Below are 15,294 nucleotides of genomic sequence, written 5' to 3' on the forward strand. Positions count from 1 at the left end.
GCCGGCAATCCGTGCTACATGGCCTGGATGCAATCCCGAGCGTGTTCGCCGGCGCGGTGCGCCGCCGCTGCCCTGCTCCTCCTCGCGGCCACGCCCCGGCCTGATGCCCTGGCCGCGGGCGGCACGGGCGCGGTGGGCGAGGCACCCGCTTCCGTGACGCAGGCGGTGGCGCTGCCGCGCGTCGCCGCCCGGCTGCGCCAGGGCGCGCCGCTGCGCGTGGTGGCGTTCGGCTCGTCCTCGACCGAGGGTTCCGGGGCGTCCGCGCCGGACCGGACCTATCCGTCTCGGCTCGCGCAGGATCTTTCGGCCTGGGTGCGGGAGCGCGGGGCGGCGGGGGAGGCGGTGGAGGTGCTGAACCGCGGCCGGGGCGGCGACGACGCCGAGGCGATGGCGCGCCGGCTGGAGCGCGACGTGCTGGCCGAGCGGCCCGACCTGGTGATCTGGCAGACCGGCAGCAACGACCCCATCACCGGCGTCCCGCCCGAGCGCTTCGCGGCGCTGACCCGGCAGGGCATCCTGGCGATGCGGGCGGCCGGCATCGACGTGATGGTGATGGACCAGCAGTGGTGCCCGCGCCTGGAGGGCGTGCGCGACGCGGCCGCCTACCGGGAGGCGCTGCGCGGCGTGGCCGCGGAGCTGGGCGTGCCGGTGATCCGCCGCGCGGCGCTGATGCGCGGCTGGGCGGCCGCCGGCGTGCTGACCCCGGCGCAGATGATCGGGCCGGACGGCTTCCACATGACCGATGCCGGCTATGCGCGCCTGGCCGAGGCGGTGGCCGCGCAGGTGCTGCGCAACGCCGGGCTCGGCGCGGCCGTGGCGGTGGCGCGGCAGGATTAGAGCATTTTCAAGCTGAGCGTCCTCGCTCAGCGGCTCGGAAAATGCGAAAAATCGAAAGGCTAGAGCCGTTCCGGCCTGATCCAGTCAGGCTGGATCGGCTCTAGAGCATTCCCAAGCCGGGCGTACTCACCCGGCGACTTGGAAGATGCGAAAAACCAAAAGGCCGGAGCCGTGCCGGCCTGATACGGTCAGGCCGGCACGGCTCCGGAGCGGAAACGCGGTCCGGTCGGGACTGCGTTCCCTTCCATCTCGTTGTTCTCCGGGCGGAATCACGCTTCCGGGCGTCGCCGCCCGCCGGCGATCCGCTCTGGCGCTTGCATCCGGCGACCTCCCGCGCACCATGCCGCCCGGACGGCCCGGCGGAGACTGGCATGACCGAGAACGAGGACGCGGCGACGCTCGGGCAGGGGCGCGCCAAGCTGATCGCCCGCAAGGAGGAGTGGGCCCGCGAGGGGCGGCTGCTCACCGGCGCGACGCCCGGCTCCAACGCCGATCCCGACCGGCCGCGGCTGCCGCCGGGCCAGACGCTGGTGCGCGACTGGCCGGTGCTGGACCTCGGCGTCCAGCCTGACGTGCCGCCGGCGAAGTTCCGGCTGGACGTGGATGGGCTGGTCGAGGCGCCGCTCTCGCTCGACTGGGAAGGCTACATGGCGCTGCCGCAGGTGGAGTCGGTCAGCGACATCCACTGCGTCACGCAGTGGTCGCGCTACGACAACCACTGGCAGGGCGTGGCGGCGCGGGAACTGCTGTCGCGGGTACGGCCGAAGCCGGACGCGCGCTTCGTCGTCTTCCACAGCCATGACGGCTACACCACCAACGTGCCGCTGGAGGATTTCGACCAGCCGGATGCGATGCTGGCGCATGCCTGGGAGGGCCGGCCGCTGACGCGCCAGCACGGCGGGCCGCTGCGCGGCCTGATCCCGCGCCTCTACCTCTGGAAGAGCGCCAAGTGGCTGCGGCGGATCGAGCTGGTGACGTTCGACCGCCCCGGCTTCTGGGAGCTGCGGGGCTATCACGACCATGGCGACCCGTGGCGCGAGGAGCGCTACGGGTAGAGCGCCTCCGGGTCGGGCGGATGCTGCCCGGGGCGGCCCGGGAAGGGCGCCGAGGCGAAGGCCGGGCCCGGCTGGCGGCCATTCCGGAGGCGGCCGTTCCGGCCGTTACGGAACGGCCCTCGCCATCCCGCCGTCGCCGGCCGCTCGGACGGGCTCCCGCGCGGAGCGGCACGGCCGCGGACCCGAATGATCCTTCGGTTCGGCGCGCGGCCGACCGCCAACCCCGCGCGCGATGCTTGCCGGCACGAGTCCCGGCTTGTGCCGGCCGGCATCAGTCCGCGAGGTCGACCTCGTCGCGGAACGGATCGGCCGGGGTGGCGCGGCCGGCGCGCAGGGTGGCGACGGCGGGGCGCGGGCGCGGCTCGGTCTGCCGGCGGCTGATCTCGGGCACGAGGTCCTGCAGCTCGACGAAGCTGTCGGCCTGTCGGCGCAACTCGTCGGCGATCATCGCGGGCTGCGTGCGCACGCTCGAGACCACCGTGACGCGCACGCCCTGGCGCTGCACCGCCTCGACCAGCCGGCGGAAGTCGCCGTCGCCCGAGAACAGCACGGCGTGATCGATCCGCGGGGCGAGGTCGAGCATGTCGACCGCGAGCTCGACGTCGAGGTTGCCCTTGATGCGGCGCCGGCCGGCCGCGTCGGTGAACTCCTTGGCCGGCTTGGTGACGACGGCGTAGCCGTTGTAGCCGAGCCAGTCGACCAGCGGGCGGAGCGGGGAGTACTCCTCGGTTTCCAGGATCGCCGTGTAGTAGTAGGCGCGCACGAGGTAGCCGTGCTGGCCGAAGAAGGCGAGAAGGTTCTTGTAGTCCACGTCGAAGCCGAGGGTGCGCGACGCCGCGTAGAGGTTGGCGCCGTCGATGAAGAGTGCGATCCGCTCGCTGGGGAAAGGTTCCAAGGTCGATGCTTTCGAGGATGCGGGGCGGGGCTGCCGCCGGGGAAGCGTGTGCGGCCGGCCCGGGTGATTGGGCCATGCCGCGGTTACGGAGTCGTGAGCGGCGCCGATGATCCTTGTCGGGATCGGCGGCAACCTGCCGGACGCCTCGGGGACGCCGCCGCTGGTGATCGGTCGGCGCGCCGTCGAGGCACTGGGTGCCCTGCCTGGCCTGCGCCTGGCGGCGGTGTCCGGCTGGTATGCCAGCGACCCGGTGCCGCCGCAGCCGGGGTCGCCGCCCTACGTCAACGCCGTCGCCCGCCTGGAAGGCCGGGCGGGCGCGGAGCCGCTGCTCGCGTCGCTGCAGGCGATCGAGGCCGCGGCGGGCCGCACGCGCCCCTATCGCAACGCGCCGCGCACGCTGGACCTCGACCTTATAGACCTCGACGGGCTGGTGCGCGATGCCCCGGATCCGATCCTTCCGCATCCGCGCGCCGCGCTTCGCGCCTTCGTGTTGCTGCCGCTGGCCGAGGTCGCGCCCGGCTGGCGGCACCCGCGCACCGGCGAATCCGTCTCCGCGCTGATCGCCGCCCTGCCGCCCCAGGTCATCCGCCGGCTGGCGTGACGGGGCGCCGGGGCGTGGCGCGGCCATGGCCGGCGCAGGGCGGGGGCGGGAGCAGGGATGGAAGAGAGGACGGCCATGCCGCGCTTGCGAAATCCGACCACGGTGGCTATCTGAGGGTTTGCACAGCGAACCGGCAGAGGCGGCGGCTGCCAGTCACCTGGCCGCTGCCGCGATCGCAACACCAGGCATATCGGATCCGTCATGGCGCGCGTGACAGTCGAGGACTGCATCCTCAAGGTACCCAACCGCTTCGATCTCGTCCTCTACGCGGCCCAGCGCGCGCGCAACATCAGCCGCGGCGAGGAGATCACCCTCGACCGCGACAACGACAAGAATCCGGTGGTCGCGCTGCGCGAGATCGCCGAGTCGAAGGTCGAGCTGTCGGCGCTGGAGGCCGACATCATCAAGTCGCTGCAGCGCGCCCCGGAGCCGGAGCCGGCCGAGGAGGAGGTGCTGGACCTGATCGCCACCGACGAGAACATCTTCGGCGTGATGGATGTCAGCGAGGAGCCGGCCATCGAGGGCGCCGGCCTCGAGGACATGTCGCCCGAGGACCTGGAGGCGGCGATCGCCGCCGAGCTGGGCGGCGGCTCGCGCCGCTGAGGGAGGCGGCCCGAGGGGGTGGCATGAGCGCGCGCGCGGCCGGAGCGGAGGACGCACCGTCGCCACGCGCGCCCGAGGGCGTCGCGGCGGCCGACCGCAAGGGCACGGCCGGGCGGTCGGTCGGTCGGGGCATGCCCGCCCAGGACATGCCCGCCCGGGACATGGCGGACCCGGCCCTGTCGCGGCGGGCGGGTGACGCGGCCGCCGCGGGCGGCCAGCCCGCCGCCGGGGCCGCCCCCGTCCCGCGCCGGGTGCCCGTGGCCGAGCTGGCGCGGGCCCTGGCCGCGAAGGTCGCGACCTACGACCCCAAGGCCGACACCGAGGCGATCGAGCGCGCGGCGGCGCTCGCCGACGAGGCGCACGGCGCGCAGAGCCGGGACAACGGCGACCCCTACATCACCCACCCGCTCGCCGTGGCCGAGCTGCTGGCCGGCTACCGGCTGGACGCGGGCACCATCGTCACCGCGCTGCTGCACGACACGGTGGAGGACACCGGCCTCAGGCTCGCCGACATCGAGAAGGGCTTCGGGCGCGAGGTGGCGCGCCTCGTGGACGGCGTCACCAAGCTGACCCGTCTGGAGGTGCAGTCGGAGCGCACCAAGCAGGCCGAGAACTTCCGCAAGCTGGTGCTGGCGATGAGCGAGGACATCCGCGTCCTGCTCGTCAAGCTCGCCGACCGGCTGCACAACATGCGCACGCTGCACTACATCGGCAAGCCGGAGCGCCGGCAGCGCATCGCGCGCGAGACGATGGACATCTACGCGCCCCTGGCCGAGCGCATCGGCATGGACGCGGTCAAGACCGAGCTGGAGACGCTCGCCTTCCGCGAATTGCAGCCCGAGGCGTGGCAGACCATCAGCGCGCGGCTCGGCTACCTGCGCGGCCAGGGGGCGGACCTGATCGACGAGATCGGCGCCGACATCCAGCGCGTGCTGGCCGAGCAGGGCGTGCCGGTGATCGAGGTGAGCGGGCGGGAGAAGTCGCCCTACTCGATCTGGCTGAAGATGCACCAGAAGAACGTGGCGTTCGAGCAGCTCTCGGACATCATGGCCTTCCGCGTGCTGGTGCCGGACAAGGGCGACTGCTACGCGGCGCTGGGCGCGATCCACTCCGCCTACCGCGTGGTGCCGGGGCGCTTCAAGGACTACATCTCGACGCCCAAGACCAACGGCTACCAGAGCCTGCACACGGGCGTGACCGTGCCCGCGCGCCGGCACGCCAAGATCGAGGTGCAGATACGCACCGTCGAGATGCACGAGGTGGCCGAGTTCGGCGTGGCGGCGCACTGGATCTACAAGCAGGGCCCCGAGGGCGTCGTCTCCTCCAGGCGCGACCGCCGCCGCTACCCCTGGGTGCGCGACCTGCTGGAGATCCTCGATTCCGCCGCCGAGCCGCAGGAATTCCTGGAGCACACCAAGCTCGAGCTGCACCGCGACCAGGTGTTCTGCTTCACGCCGAAGGGCGACCTGATCGCCCTGCCGCGCGGCGCGACGCCGGTGGACTTCGCCTACCAGGTGCATTCCCAGGTCGGCGACACCTGCGTCGGCGCCAAGATCAACGGCCGCATCATGCCGCTCCGGCACGCGCTGGAGAACGGCGACCAGGTCGAGATCATCACCGCGCGCGGCGGCACGCCGAACCCGCAATGGGAACGCTTCGTCGTCACCGGCAAGGCGCGGGCGCGCATCCGCCGCTTCGTGCACGCCCGCCTGCGGCAGGAGCAGCAGGAGAGCGGCCGCGCGGCGCTGGCCAAGGCGTTCCGCCAGGAGGGGCTCGACTTCTCCGAGAAGCTGGTGGAGCCGGCGCTGAAGGCGCTGAAGCAGCCGGACTTCGAGACGCTCTGCGTCGCGGTCGGTGCCGGCACCATCGCCGGCAAGGACGTGGTGCACGCGGTCTATCCCGAGCTGCGCACGCCGCCGCGCTCGATCGACACGCTGCCCATGGCGCGCTCGCGCGGGCGGGTGGCGAGCGGGCTCGCCGGCGGGCGCTTCGAGACGGAGCGGGTGGAGCCGGCGCAGCGCAGCGCCGGCAAGGCGCGCGGCGCGCCGATCACCGGCGTCGTCGCCGGCATGCCGGTGCACTATGCCGGCTGCTGCCACCCGCTGCCGGGCGAGCGCATCGTCGGCATCGTCAGCACCGGCAAGGGCGTGGTGGTGCATGCCGCCGACTGCCGGACCCTGGCGAGCTTCGCCGCGACGCCCGAGCGCTTCCTCGACGTGGACTGGGAGGAGGAGGCGGGCGCCAGGCCCTCGGCGGCGCTCGGCACCGGGCATGTCGGGCGGATCTCGGTGGTGGCGGCGAACGATCCGAACGTCCTCGCGACCCTCGCCAACGCGGTGAGCAAGCAGGACGGCACGATCAGCAACATCCGCATCCTGCACCGCGCCACCGACTACTGCGAGGTGCAGGTGGACGTGGAGGTGACCGATGTGCGCCACCTCTCCAACATCATCGCCGGGCTGCGCGCCTGCCAGGGCGTGACGCAGGTCGAGCGGGCGCATGGCTGACGCCGCGGCCCGGCCCGGACACCCAGCAGCGGAGCGGCGGCGTTGATCATCGGCCTGGGCTCGGACATCGTCGACATACGGCGCATCGAGCGCACCATCGAGCGGCACGGCGAGCGCTTCATCGAGCGCATCTTCACGCCCCTGGAGCGGGCCAAGGCGGAGCGGCGCACCGAGAAGCTGCGCGCCGCCACCTACGCCAAGCGCTTCGCCGCCAAGGAGGCGGCGTCCAAGGCGCTCGGCACGGGGTTCAGCGACGGGGTGTTCTGGCGCGACCTCGGCGTGGTCAACCTCTCCACCGGGCAGCCGACGCTGCGGCTGACCGGGGGCGCCGCCGCGCGCCTCGCCGCCATCACCCCGGCCGGGCACGGCGCCAGCGTCGCGCTGACCATGACCGACGAATATCCCTACGCCCAGGCGCTGGTCATCATCTCCGCCGTCCGCCTTCCTTGACAGGGGGGCGGGCGCGTAGGCCATATCCGCCGCCCGGCCTCCTGCCGCACCCGCAACGGTGCCCGTGACGCCGGACCGGCGGCGCCGGGTGCCGTCGCCCGATGACTGTCGTCCGGAGCCGGGCATGCCCGGCTCCCGTCCCTGAGAAGCGCCGCACCATGCCCGTAGCGAGTTCCCGTATGGCAAAGAAAGGTTCCGGCGGCTGGGTGGAGAGCGGCAAGACCATTCTCTATGCCGCGCTGATCGCCGTCGGCATCCGCACCGTGGCCTTCGAGCCGTTCAACATCCCCTCCGGCAGCATGATCCCGACCCTGCTGGTGGGCGACTACCTGTTCGTCTCGAAATTCTCCTACGGCTATTCCCGCCACTCGCTGCCCTTCAGCCCCAACCTGTTCTCGGGACGGATCTTCGGCCGGCTGCCGGACCGGGGGGACGTGGCCGTGTTCAAGCTGCCCTCGGACAACAGCACCGACTACATCAAGCGCATCGTCGGCCTGCCCGGCGACCGCATCCAGATGCGGGGCGGCATCCTCTACGTCAACGGCGCCGCCGTGCAGCGGGCGCTGGTCGGTCCCTTCGTCGTCGAGGGCGACGGGCCGCGCATGACGGTGCGCGAGTACCGCGAGACGCTGCCGCCCTCGTCGGGCATGGCGCAGGGGCGCTCGCACAGCATCCTGGAGGCCTCCGACGACGGCCCCTTCGACAACACGCAGGAATTCCGCGTGCCCGAGGGACACGTCTTCGCCATGGGCGACAACCGCGACAACAGCCTGGACAGCCGGGCGATGAACCATGTCGGCTTCGTTCCGTTGGAGAACCTCGTCGGGCGGGCCGAATTCATCTTCTTCTCGGTGGACGGGTCCGCCGCCTGGTGGGAAGTCTGGGCATGGCCCTTCGCGATACGCTGGAACCGCCTGTTCTCGGGCGTCCGCTAGGGCGGACCGCAGTCCGACCGGGACTGCGGCCCGCTCCGGCGCGCTGTTTTCGGAGCCGCTGCATGCCTTCGGGCGTATCCACCCGCCGGCGATCCGCTCCGGCCGGCGGCCGGAGCGGGATGCGGATGGCCGCGCGGGCCCGTGCCCGGCGGGCCACGGCGCGGGAGCGCGTGGCGTGACCGGGGGCGTGGCCGGGGCCACGAACGGCGTCGCGGCGCGCGCCGCCGTGGCGATGGGCGAGTTCGCCGAGCGGCTCGGCCACCGTTTCGCCGATCCGGAATTGCTGGCCCGGGCGCTGACCCACCGCTCGGCGGCCGACCCCAAGCGCGGGCAGCTCGATTCCAACGAGCGGCTGGAATTCCTGGGCGACCGGGTGCTGGCGCTGCTGATCGCCGAATGGCTGACGGAACGCTTCCCGGCCGAGCGCGAGGGCGACCTCGGCAAGCGGCTCGGCGTGCTGGTGGCGCGCGAGGCGCTGTGCCGGGTGGCGGAATCGATCGGGCTCGGCGCGGTGCTGGTGGTGCCGCCCTCCGAGGGGCGGGCGGGGCTGCGCGAGCGGGCCAACGTGCTGGCCGACGCGGTGGAGGCGCTGCTCGGCGCGCTCTACCTCGATGGCGGGCTGCCGGCGGCGCGGGCGTTGGTGCGGCGGGAATGGGGGCGGCTGATCGAGGCCGACACGGCGCCGCCCATGTCGGCCAAGAGCCGGCTGCAGGAATGGCTGCTCGGGCGTGGCCTCGGCCTGCCGGCCTATCGGCTGGTGCGGATGACCGGACCCTCGCACCAGCCGGTCTTCGTGGTGGCGGTGACGGCGGCGGGAAGGGAGGCCGAGGGCGTGGGGGATTCGAAGCGGGCGGCCGAGCAGGCCGCGGCGGAGGCCTGGCTGACGGCCGGGCCGCCGGCGGGACCGTCGGCGGGGCAGCCGCCGGGCGGTGCGGCATGAGCGGACCCGGGGCGGAGGAGCGCGAGGAAGACGGGGGCGAGGGCCGGGAAGCGGCCGCCGCCGAGGGCCGCGCCGCGACGCGCTGCGGGCTGATCGCCGTGGTGGGCGCGCCGAACGCGGGCAAGTCGACGCTGGTGAACCAGCTCGCCGGCACCAAGGTGACGATCGTCTCGCCCAAGCCGCAGACCACGCGCATGCGCATCCGCGCCGTGGTGATGGAGGGCGAGGCGCAGCTCGTGCTGGTGGACACGCCCGGCATCTTCCAGCCGCGCCGCCGCCTGGACCGCGCCATGGTGGGCGCGGCCTGGGGCGGGGCGGTGGATGCCGACGTGGTGCTGCTGATCGTGGACGCGCGGGCCGGGCTGACGGACGCCGTGCGCGGCATCGTCGAGAAGCTCGCCCAGGTCAGGCAGCCCTGCCTGCTGGCGCTCAACAAGACCGACCTGATCGACCCGCCGCGCCTGCTGCCGCTCTCGGCCGAGCTGAACGGGATGCGCGACTTCCGCGAGACCTTCATGATCTCGGCCGAGAAGGGCCGGGGGCTCGACCGGCTGAAGGCGGCGCTGGCCGCGATGGTGCCGCCCGGCCCCTGGCTGTTCCCCGAGGACGAGCTTTCCGACCTGCCCAACCGCATGCTGGCGGCCGAGATCGTGCGCGAGCAGATCCTGCGCCAGACGCACGAGGAGGTGCCGCACCACGCCTCGGTGGAGACCGAGCAGTGGACGGAGCGCAAGGATGGCAGCGTGCGGATCGACGCCACGATCTACGTCGCGCGGCCGACGCAGAAGGCGATCCTGATCGGCGACAACGGCTCGCGGATCAAGGAGATCGGCCGGCGGGCGCGCGGCGAGCTGGAGAAGCTGCTGGAGCGGCGCGTGCACCTGTTCCTCAACGTGAAGGACCGCCCGGGCTGGGACGAGGAGCGGGCGCGCATCCGGGCGATCGGGCTGGAGGATCTGGGCTGACCGACCACCCGGCCCTTCGCATGGCCCCAGTCTTTCGCATGGCCCAACCCTTCATGGCCCAGCCCTTCGCATGGCTGAGACGATGACGGAGAATGGTTCGGCGGGTGGATCGACCTTGCGTTGTGCGGCGCAGCATCCGAAATTGCCGGGAGTTCGGGGAGGAACAGGGATCGGAGTCCTCCCATGCTCGTCACCTTCCATCTCGGCACCCTTGCCCTGCTGCTGGCCGTGAACGCCCTCGCCCGTCGGACCGAGCGTGGCGGCGACGTGCTGCGCGACATGCAGGAAGGTCCACTCACCGTCTGAGCCTTCCCGGCGCTGCCGTCCGGATTGGACGGCGCGAAGGGGCCCCGGCATTGGCTGCCCGGAAGCCTGTCCATATTGGACTACAAGGATCCGCCATGCTAGATCCGTCCAGATTGGATGGGCGGATGGCATGGCGCTCGACCTCGGCCGGCTGCGCAAGATCTGGGCGCTGACCGAAAGCCCGCATCCCGGCGAGGCCATGGCCGCGCTGGAACGGGCGCGGGCCCTGCTGGCCCAGCATGGGCACACGCTGCGCGACATCCCTGTTCTGCTCGGCGCGGGCGAACGGACGGCCTTCGCGGCCGGGACGCCGGAACCGCGCCCGCAGGCCCGGCCGGCCGGGCCGCCCGACCCCGACGAGGCGCGCCGCCGGCAGGCGGAGGCGTACCGCGCCGCCGTCATCGCCCGGTACGGCGACGAGGAGTCGGCGCTGGCGCCGACCCCGGCCGAAGCGGCGGTGGAGGCCGCCGCCGCGCCGTTCAAGCGGCGCGTCGCCAAGACCTATCACAACGGCACCTTCCAGACCGACAGCCTGGACGGCTGGACCTACCGCCTCGACGGCCCGGCGCCGCCGCGCGTGGTGGCGGCCGTCAAGGCGGCGCTGCCGTTGCCGCGGACCATCGCCGAGGCCAGGGCCGAGCACGATGCCTGGGCCGAGCGCGACCGCGAGCTGGCGGCGCTGTACCGCAGCGAGGGCGACACGGCGCTGTCGCTGGCCTGCGAGCTGCGGCGCGACATCGTGGGCGAGATGCTGTGGACCGGGCTGCGCGCCGCCTCGTTGGCGGATGCGATCGCGCGGCAGCGGGCGCTGGTGGAGGACGGGACGCACCGGCCGGAGGTGGCGCGGGCGGTGCTGGCGGATCTGGAGGCGCTGGCGGGCGAGTCCGGCCCGGCGCGGACGGCGACGGCGCGGCGCGAGGCGGTGCTGCGGCTGCTGGACGATCCGGAGACGGCGGCGCTAGCGGACCGGGAGATTGCAAGGCGGGTGGGCGTCTCGCCGCAGACGGTGGGGAACCTGCGGCGGCGGCGGTAGCGGGGCGCTGCCCCGGACCCCGGCAAGGAGGGCTCTGCCCTCCTTGCATCCTCCCGCCGGGGGCGAAGCCCCCCGGACCCCCCGTTTTGTTTTCGGCCCCGACGGTTCAACCGACGAGGCCGAAAAACGAATAGAGGTCCAGGAGGGCTTCGCCCTCCTGGCGGATGGGGGCTGGGGAAGGCAGCGCCTTCCCCAGGCGGTCGGAATTCAGTGAAACGCTGCCATCACCCCGCCGCCGCGCGCCGCGACGGCGCCGCGACGTTGGCGATCACCTCGCCGAACGGCCCGTTGTTGCGCGCCGCGCCGAGGTTCCGGCCGGTGGTGGCCTTCAGCGGCAGCAGCGGGAAGACCAGCTCGGCGAAGCGGTAGCATTCCTCCAGGTGCGGGTAGCCGGAGAGGATGAAGCGGTCGATGCCGAGCGCCATGTATTCCTTCATCCGGTCCGCCACCTGCTGCGGGTTGCCGACCAGCGCGGTGCCGGCGCCGCCGCGCACCAGGCCGACACCGGCCCAGAGGTTGGGGCTGATCTCCAGCTTGTCGCGGTTGCCGCCGTGCAGTTCGGCCATGCGGCGCTGGCCGACGGAATCGTAGCGCGCGAAGGCCTTCTGCGCCGTGGCGATCGCCTCGTCGTCCACGTACTGGATGAGCTCGTCGGCGGCGCGCCAGGCGGCCTCGGCGGTCTCGCGGACGATGACGTGCAGGCGGATGCCGAAGCTCATGGTGCGGCCGCGCGCGGCGGCGGCGGCGCGGGCCTGGGCCAGCTTCTCGGCGACGTCGGCGGGCGGCTCGCCCCAGGTGAGGTAGACCTCGGCGTGCTCGGCCGCGACGGCCTGGCCGGCGCCCGAGGAGCCGCCGAAGTAGAGCGGCGGGTGCGGCTGCTGCACGGGCGGGAAGAGCAGCCTGCCGTTCTCGATGGAGAGGTGCCTGCCCTGGAAGTTCACCGTCTCGCCGCGCAGCAGGGCGCGCCAGACGGTGAGGTACTCGTCGGTCGCCTCGTAGCGCGCGCCGTGGTCGAGGAACACGCCGTCGCCGCGCAGCTCCTGCGGGTCGCCGCCGGCGACGACGTTGATGAGCAGCCGGCCCTCGGAAAGCCGGTCCAGGGTCGCGGCCATGCGCGCGGTCATGGAGGGCTCGGAAAGGCCGGGGCGGACGGCGACGAGGAAGCGCAGGTCGCGCGTCTGCGGCACCATGGCCGAGGCGATCACCCAGCTGTCCTCGCAGGACTTCCCGGTGGGCAGCAGCACGCCGTAGTAGCCGAGATCGTCGGCGGCGCGGGCGATCTGCGTCAGGTAGTTCAGCGTGACGTGGCGCGCGCCCTGCTGCGTGGCGAGGTAGCGGCCATCGCCATGCGTGGGCAGGAACCACAGGATGTCGGCGGCCTCGGCGGGGGGCGGCGGGGCGAGCGAGACGTTGTCGAGCATGGTTCGGATTCCTCCGAGGACTTCGTGATTCAGTGGCGGCCGAACAGGTGGTCGAGGACGCGGCCCTCGACGGCGGCGAGTGCCGGGTCGCCGTGATGGCGCGGGCGCGGGCGGTCCACCGCGAGGTCGAGCGCGACGCGGCCGGCTTCGAGCAGGATGATGCGGTCGGCGAGCATCGCGGCCTCCGACACGTCGTGCGTGACCAGCACGGCGGTGACGCCGGCGCCGCGCCAGACCTGCTCGACCAGCGACTGCATCTCGATGCGGGTCAGCGCGTCCAGCGCGCCGAGCGGCTCGTCGAGCAGCAGCAGCGGCGGGCGGGCGATCAGCGCGCGGGCGAGGGCGGTGCGCTGCTTCTGGCCGCCGGAGAGCACGGCGGGCCACTCGTCGCCGCGCCCGGCGAGGCCGACCTCCTCCAGCGCGGCGAGCGCCAGGGCGCGTCGGCGGTCGGCGCGGCGTTCGTGCGAGAGCCCGACCTCGACATTGGCGGCGATGCTGGCCCAGGGCAGCAGGCGCGGCTCCTGGAACATCAGCCTGCCGGCGGAGACGGGCACCGCGGCGCCGTCGGGGCCGCGGAAGTCGATGCTGCCGGAATCCGGCCGGTCGAGCCCGGCGAGCAGGCGCAGCAGCGTGGACTTGCCGCAGCCGCTGCGCCCGACGATGGCGAGGAACTGACCGGCCGGCACGTCGAGGTCGAGCTCGTGCAGCACGGTGTTGGCGCCGAAGCGGCGGCCGACGCCGCGCAGCGTGATCGCGACGCCGCGCGGAGCGGCGGCGGGCTGGAAGCCGCGCGATTGCGTCAGCAGCGCCTCGGTGTTGCGGCCGAGGGCGAGCGGGCCGTTGGGCGTGATCTGGTCCATCAGGCGCTCCTGTAGGCCGGGTTCCAGGCGAGGCTGCGGCGCTCCAGCCAGCGCGCGGCGCTGTCGGCGAGCTTGCCCAGCAGCGCGTAGATCAGGATCGAGAACACCACGACGTCGACCAGCATGAACTCGCGCGCCTGCATCGCCATGTAGCCGATGCCAGAGGAGGCCGAGATGGTCTCGGCCACGATCAGCGTCAGCCACATGATGCCGAGCGCGTAGCGCAGCCCGACCAGGATCGAGGCGAGGGCGCCCGGCAGCACGACGCGGCGGAACAGCGCGGTGCGCGACATGCCGTAGGCGCGGCCCATCTCCAGCAATTGCGGATCGACCGAGCGCACGCCGTGCATGGTGTTGACGTAGATCGGGAAGAACACGCCGAGCGCCACCAGGAAGACGCGCGCCGTGTCGTCGATGCCGAACCACAGGATCACCAGCGGGATCAGCGCGAGGTGCGGGATGTTGCGCACCATCTGCACCGTGGAATCGAGCAGCGTCTCGCCCAGCTTCGAGAGGCCCGAGAGCAGGCCGAGGGCGAGGCCGAGGCCGCCGCCGATCAGGAAGCCCAGCAGCGCGCGCCCGGTGCTGACGCGGATGTTCTCCAGCAGCTCGCCGGAGCGCAGCTTCTCCCAGCCCGCCGCCAGCACGGCGGTGGGGGCGGGGAGCACGTTGTCGGGGATCAGCCCGGCCTGCGCGCCGGCCTGCCAGGCCAGCAGCAGCAGCGCCGGCACCAGCCAGGGGAGCAGCCCCCTCTGCGTGCGGGTCATCGTCCTGCCCCGACTCAGATCGCCGGCCGCTGCCAGACGGCGTCGCGCACCGTGACGCTGCGCGGGATCAGGTTCAGCTCGCGGAAGCGGTCGGCGACCTTCTGCTGCTGCGTCACCACCGCGTCCGTCACCGGGCCGATGCCGAATTCGGTGCGGGCGATGGCGCGGCGCACCGCCTCGACCGGGATGCCGGTGCCCTCGGCCTGGAGGCGCGAGACCTCCTCGCGGTTGGCGCCCGCCCAGTCGGCGACCTTGGCCAGCTCGTCCAGCGTCTCGGCGATCAGGCGGGGATTCTTCTCGGTGAAGGTCCGGTTGCCGAGGAAGAAAGAGTTCTGCCGCTCGATCTCCTTGCCCGAGCGCAGCACGCGCACGCCGCGGCCGGCCTCGGCGATGGCGTAGTACGGGTCCCAGATGCTCCAGGCATCGACGCTGCCGCGCTGGAAGGCGGCGGCCGCATCGGCCGGGGCCAGCTCGGCGGGCACGATGTCGCGCCATTGCAGCCCGGCCTGCTGCACGGCGGCGACCGCCATGCTGTGCGCCGAGGAGCCGCGCGCATAGGCGAGGCGCTTCCCCTTCAGCTCCGCCACGGACTGCACCGTGGAGCCCTCGGGCACCAGGATCGCCTGGTTGTCGCCGCGCGAGGGGATGGCGCCGACATAGAGCAGGTTAGCGCGGGCGGCCTGGGCGAAGATCGGCGGGGCGTCGCCGGTGTAGCCGAAGTCGATGCTGCCGACGTTCAGCGCCTCCAGCAGCGGCGGGCCGAAGGAGAACTCGTTCCAGCGCACGGCGATGCCCTGGGCGCGGAATCGCTCCTCCAGCGCGCCGCGCACCTTGGCGACGAGCAGCACGCTGGTCTTCTGGAAGCCGACGCGCAGCTCGCGCGCGCCGTCGGCCCGGGTGGGACGAATGGCGGGGAGGGCGAGGCCGGCGCCGAGCGCGGCGAGGAGGGTGCGGCGGGTGGTCATGGCGGGAATTCCTGCGGCTGCGTGCCGGTCCGGCGCGGTATTGCCGATCTGGATTCGTGCTTTATGCGGGCTGCGGGGCGGTTGCCGGTGCCGCCGGCCCGGCTAGGGGCGAAGCGGTCCGGCTCAGGCGGGGAGACATCGGCCGGGCATTCGC

Annotated in this window: 16 protein-coding genes; 11 read left to right on the top strand and 5 right to left on the bottom strand. The window is 73.1% G+C overall.

The genetic code is table 11. The features are described 5' to 3' along the window. Positions 1–132 precede the first annotated feature (132 nt). Both M0638_RS04110 and M0638_RS04115 read left to right on the top strand, forming a co-directional pair. Complete coding sequence (locus M0638_RS04110; RefSeq protein WP_248665689.1) at positions 133–837, top strand: SGNH/GDSL hydrolase family protein; 705 nt, start codon at positions 133–135, stop codon at positions 835–837. Between the two features lie 371 nt (positions 838–1,208). Beyond that, positions 1,209–1,892, top strand: coding sequence for a sulfite oxidase-like oxidoreductase (locus tag M0638_RS04115; RefSeq protein ID WP_248665690.1), 684 nt, complete (start codon positions 1,209–1,211; stop codon positions 1,890–1,892). 271 nt (positions 1,893–2,163) lie between these two features. Here the strand turns inward: M0638_RS04115 and M0638_RS04120 are convergent, their stop codons facing one another. Then, a complete protein-coding gene (locus tag M0638_RS04120) occupies positions 2,164–2,787 on the bottom strand; it encodes a LabA-like NYN domain-containing protein (RefSeq protein ID WP_248665691.1) in 624 nt (207 codons plus the stop codon). A gap of 106 nt (positions 2,788–2,893) precedes the next feature. On the opposite strand from M0638_RS04120, the gene folK reads away from it, so the two are divergent. From folK to M0638_RS04160, 9 genes are all read left to right on the top strand, one after another. Beyond that, positions 2,894–3,388 carry a 2-amino-4-hydroxy-6-hydroxymethyldihydropteridine diphosphokinase gene (folK, locus tag M0638_RS04125; RefSeq protein WP_248665692.1) on the top strand — a complete coding sequence of 165 codons (495 nt, stop codon included), beginning with the start codon at positions 2,894–2,896 and terminating at the stop codon, positions 3,386–3,388. Between the two features lie 201 nt (positions 3,389–3,589). Then, positions 3,590–3,991, top strand: a complete 402-nt coding sequence (gene rpoZ, locus M0638_RS04130) for a DNA-directed RNA polymerase subunit omega (protein ID WP_248665693.1) — start codon at positions 3,590–3,592, stop codon at positions 3,989–3,991. 23 nt (positions 3,992–4,014) lie between these two features. Further along, the gene (locus tag M0638_RS04135) at positions 4,015–6,498 is read left to right on the top strand and encodes a RelA/SpoT family protein (protein WP_248665694.1); all 2,484 of its coding nucleotides are present in this window, start codon (positions 4,015–4,017) and stop codon (positions 6,496–6,498) included. Positions 6,499–6,540: 42 nt separating this feature from the next. Beyond that, positions 6,541–6,948 carry a holo-ACP synthase gene (gene acpS / locus M0638_RS04140; RefSeq protein WP_248665695.1) on the top strand — a complete coding sequence of 136 codons (408 nt, stop codon included), beginning with the start codon at positions 6,541–6,543 and terminating at the stop codon, positions 6,946–6,948. A gap of 179 nt (positions 6,949–7,127) precedes the next feature. Then, a complete protein-coding gene (lepB, locus tag M0638_RS04145) occupies positions 7,128–7,883 on the top strand; it encodes a signal peptidase I (protein WP_248665696.1) in 756 nt (251 codons plus the stop codon). 232 nt (positions 7,884–8,115) lie between these two features. Next, entirely contained in the window at positions 8,116–8,823 is a 708-nt protein-coding gene (gene rnc, locus M0638_RS04150) for a ribonuclease III (RefSeq protein ID WP_248665727.1), read from the top strand. Then, positions 8,820–9,788, top strand: a complete 969-nt coding sequence (gene era / locus M0638_RS04155; protein WP_248665697.1) for a GTPase Era — start codon at positions 8,820–8,822, stop codon at positions 9,786–9,788. The genes rnc and era overlap by 4 nt, the downstream gene beginning before the upstream one ends. 183 nt (positions 9,789–9,971) lie before the next feature. Then, the gene (locus M0638_RS28740) at positions 9,972–10,094 is read left to right on the top strand and encodes a hypothetical protein (RefSeq protein WP_282571824.1); all 123 of its coding nucleotides are present in this window, start codon (positions 9,972–9,974) and stop codon (positions 10,092–10,094) included. A gap of 130 nt (positions 10,095–10,224) precedes the next feature. Further along, entirely contained in the window at positions 10,225–11,127 is a 903-nt protein-coding gene (locus tag M0638_RS04160) for a helix-turn-helix domain-containing protein (protein WP_248665698.1), read from the top strand. A gap of 224 nt (positions 11,128–11,351) precedes the next feature. On the opposite strand, the gene ssuD is transcribed toward M0638_RS04160, so the two are convergent. From ssuD to M0638_RS04180, 4 genes are read right to left on the bottom strand one after another with little or no spacing between them, the layout of a single operon-like run. Beyond that, complete coding sequence (gene ssuD, locus M0638_RS04165; RefSeq protein WP_248665699.1) at positions 11,352–12,548, bottom strand: FMNH2-dependent alkanesulfonate monooxygenase; 1,197 nt, start codon at positions 12,546–12,548, stop codon at positions 11,352–11,354. A gap of 29 nt (positions 12,549–12,577) precedes the next feature. After that, entirely contained in the window at positions 12,578–13,408 is an 831-nt protein-coding gene (locus tag M0638_RS04170; protein WP_248665700.1) for an ATP-binding cassette domain-containing protein, read from the bottom strand. Further along, on the bottom strand, positions 13,408–14,175 hold the full coding sequence (locus tag M0638_RS04175; RefSeq protein ID WP_248665701.1) for an ABC transporter permease subunit: 768 nt from the start codon (positions 14,173–14,175) through the stop codon (positions 13,408–13,410). The genes M0638_RS04170 and M0638_RS04175 overlap by 1 nt, the downstream gene beginning before the upstream one ends. A 14-nt stretch (positions 14,176–14,189) precedes the next feature. Then, on the bottom strand, positions 14,190–15,140 hold the full coding sequence (locus M0638_RS04180; RefSeq protein ID WP_248665702.1) for an aliphatic sulfonate ABC transporter substrate-binding protein: 951 nt from the start codon (positions 15,138–15,140) through the stop codon (positions 14,190–14,192). Between the last annotated feature and the right edge of the window lie 154 nt (positions 15,141–15,294).

Source organism: Roseomonas acroporae, assembly GCF_023223525.1.
In the GTDB taxonomy this organism is placed as follows: domain Bacteria; phylum Pseudomonadota; class Alphaproteobacteria; order Acetobacterales; family Acetobacteraceae; genus Roseomonas_E; species Roseomonas_E acroporae.

Coding starts and splice junctions, on each gene's coding strand:
- M0638_RS04160 (WP_248665698.1), top strand. CDS start 10,225: ATGGCGCTCGACCTCGGCCGGCTGCGCAAGATCTGGGCGCTGACCGAA.
- M0638_RS04135 (WP_248665694.1), top strand. CDS start 4,015: ATGAGCGCGCGCGCGGCCGGAGCGGAGGACGCACCGTCGCCACGCGCG.
- era (WP_248665697.1), top strand. CDS start 8,820: ATGAGCGGACCCGGGGCGGAGGAGCGCGAGGAAGACGGGGGCGAGGGC.
- ssuD (WP_248665699.1), bottom strand. CDS start 12,548: ATGCTCGACAACGTCTCGCTCGCCCCGCCGCCCCCCGCCGAGGCCGCC.
- M0638_RS04180 (WP_248665702.1), bottom strand. CDS start 15,140: ATGACCACCCGCCGCACCCTCCTCGCCGCGCTCGGCGCCGGCCTCGCC.
- M0638_RS28740 (WP_282571824.1), top strand. CDS start 9,972: ATGCTCGTCACCTTCCATCTCGGCACCCTTGCCCTGCTGCTGGCCGTG.
- rpoZ (WP_248665693.1), top strand. CDS start 3,590: ATGGCGCGCGTGACAGTCGAGGACTGCATCCTCAAGGTACCCAACCGC.
- rnc (WP_248665727.1), top strand. CDS start 8,116: ATGGGCGAGTTCGCCGAGCGGCTCGGCCACCGTTTCGCCGATCCGGAA.
- M0638_RS04175 (WP_248665701.1), bottom strand. CDS start 14,175: ATGACCCGCACGCAGAGGGGGCTGCTCCCCTGGCTGGTGCCGGCGCTG.
- lepB (WP_248665696.1), top strand. CDS start 7,128: ATGGCAAAGAAAGGTTCCGGCGGCTGGGTGGAGAGCGGCAAGACCATT.
- folK (WP_248665692.1), top strand. CDS start 2,894: ATGATCCTTGTCGGGATCGGCGGCAACCTGCCGGACGCCTCGGGGACG.
- M0638_RS04170 (WP_248665700.1), bottom strand. CDS start 13,408: ATGGACCAGATCACGCCCAACGGCCCGCTCGCCCTCGGCCGCAACACC.
- M0638_RS04115 (WP_248665690.1), top strand. CDS start 1,209: ATGACCGAGAACGAGGACGCGGCGACGCTCGGGCAGGGGCGCGCCAAG.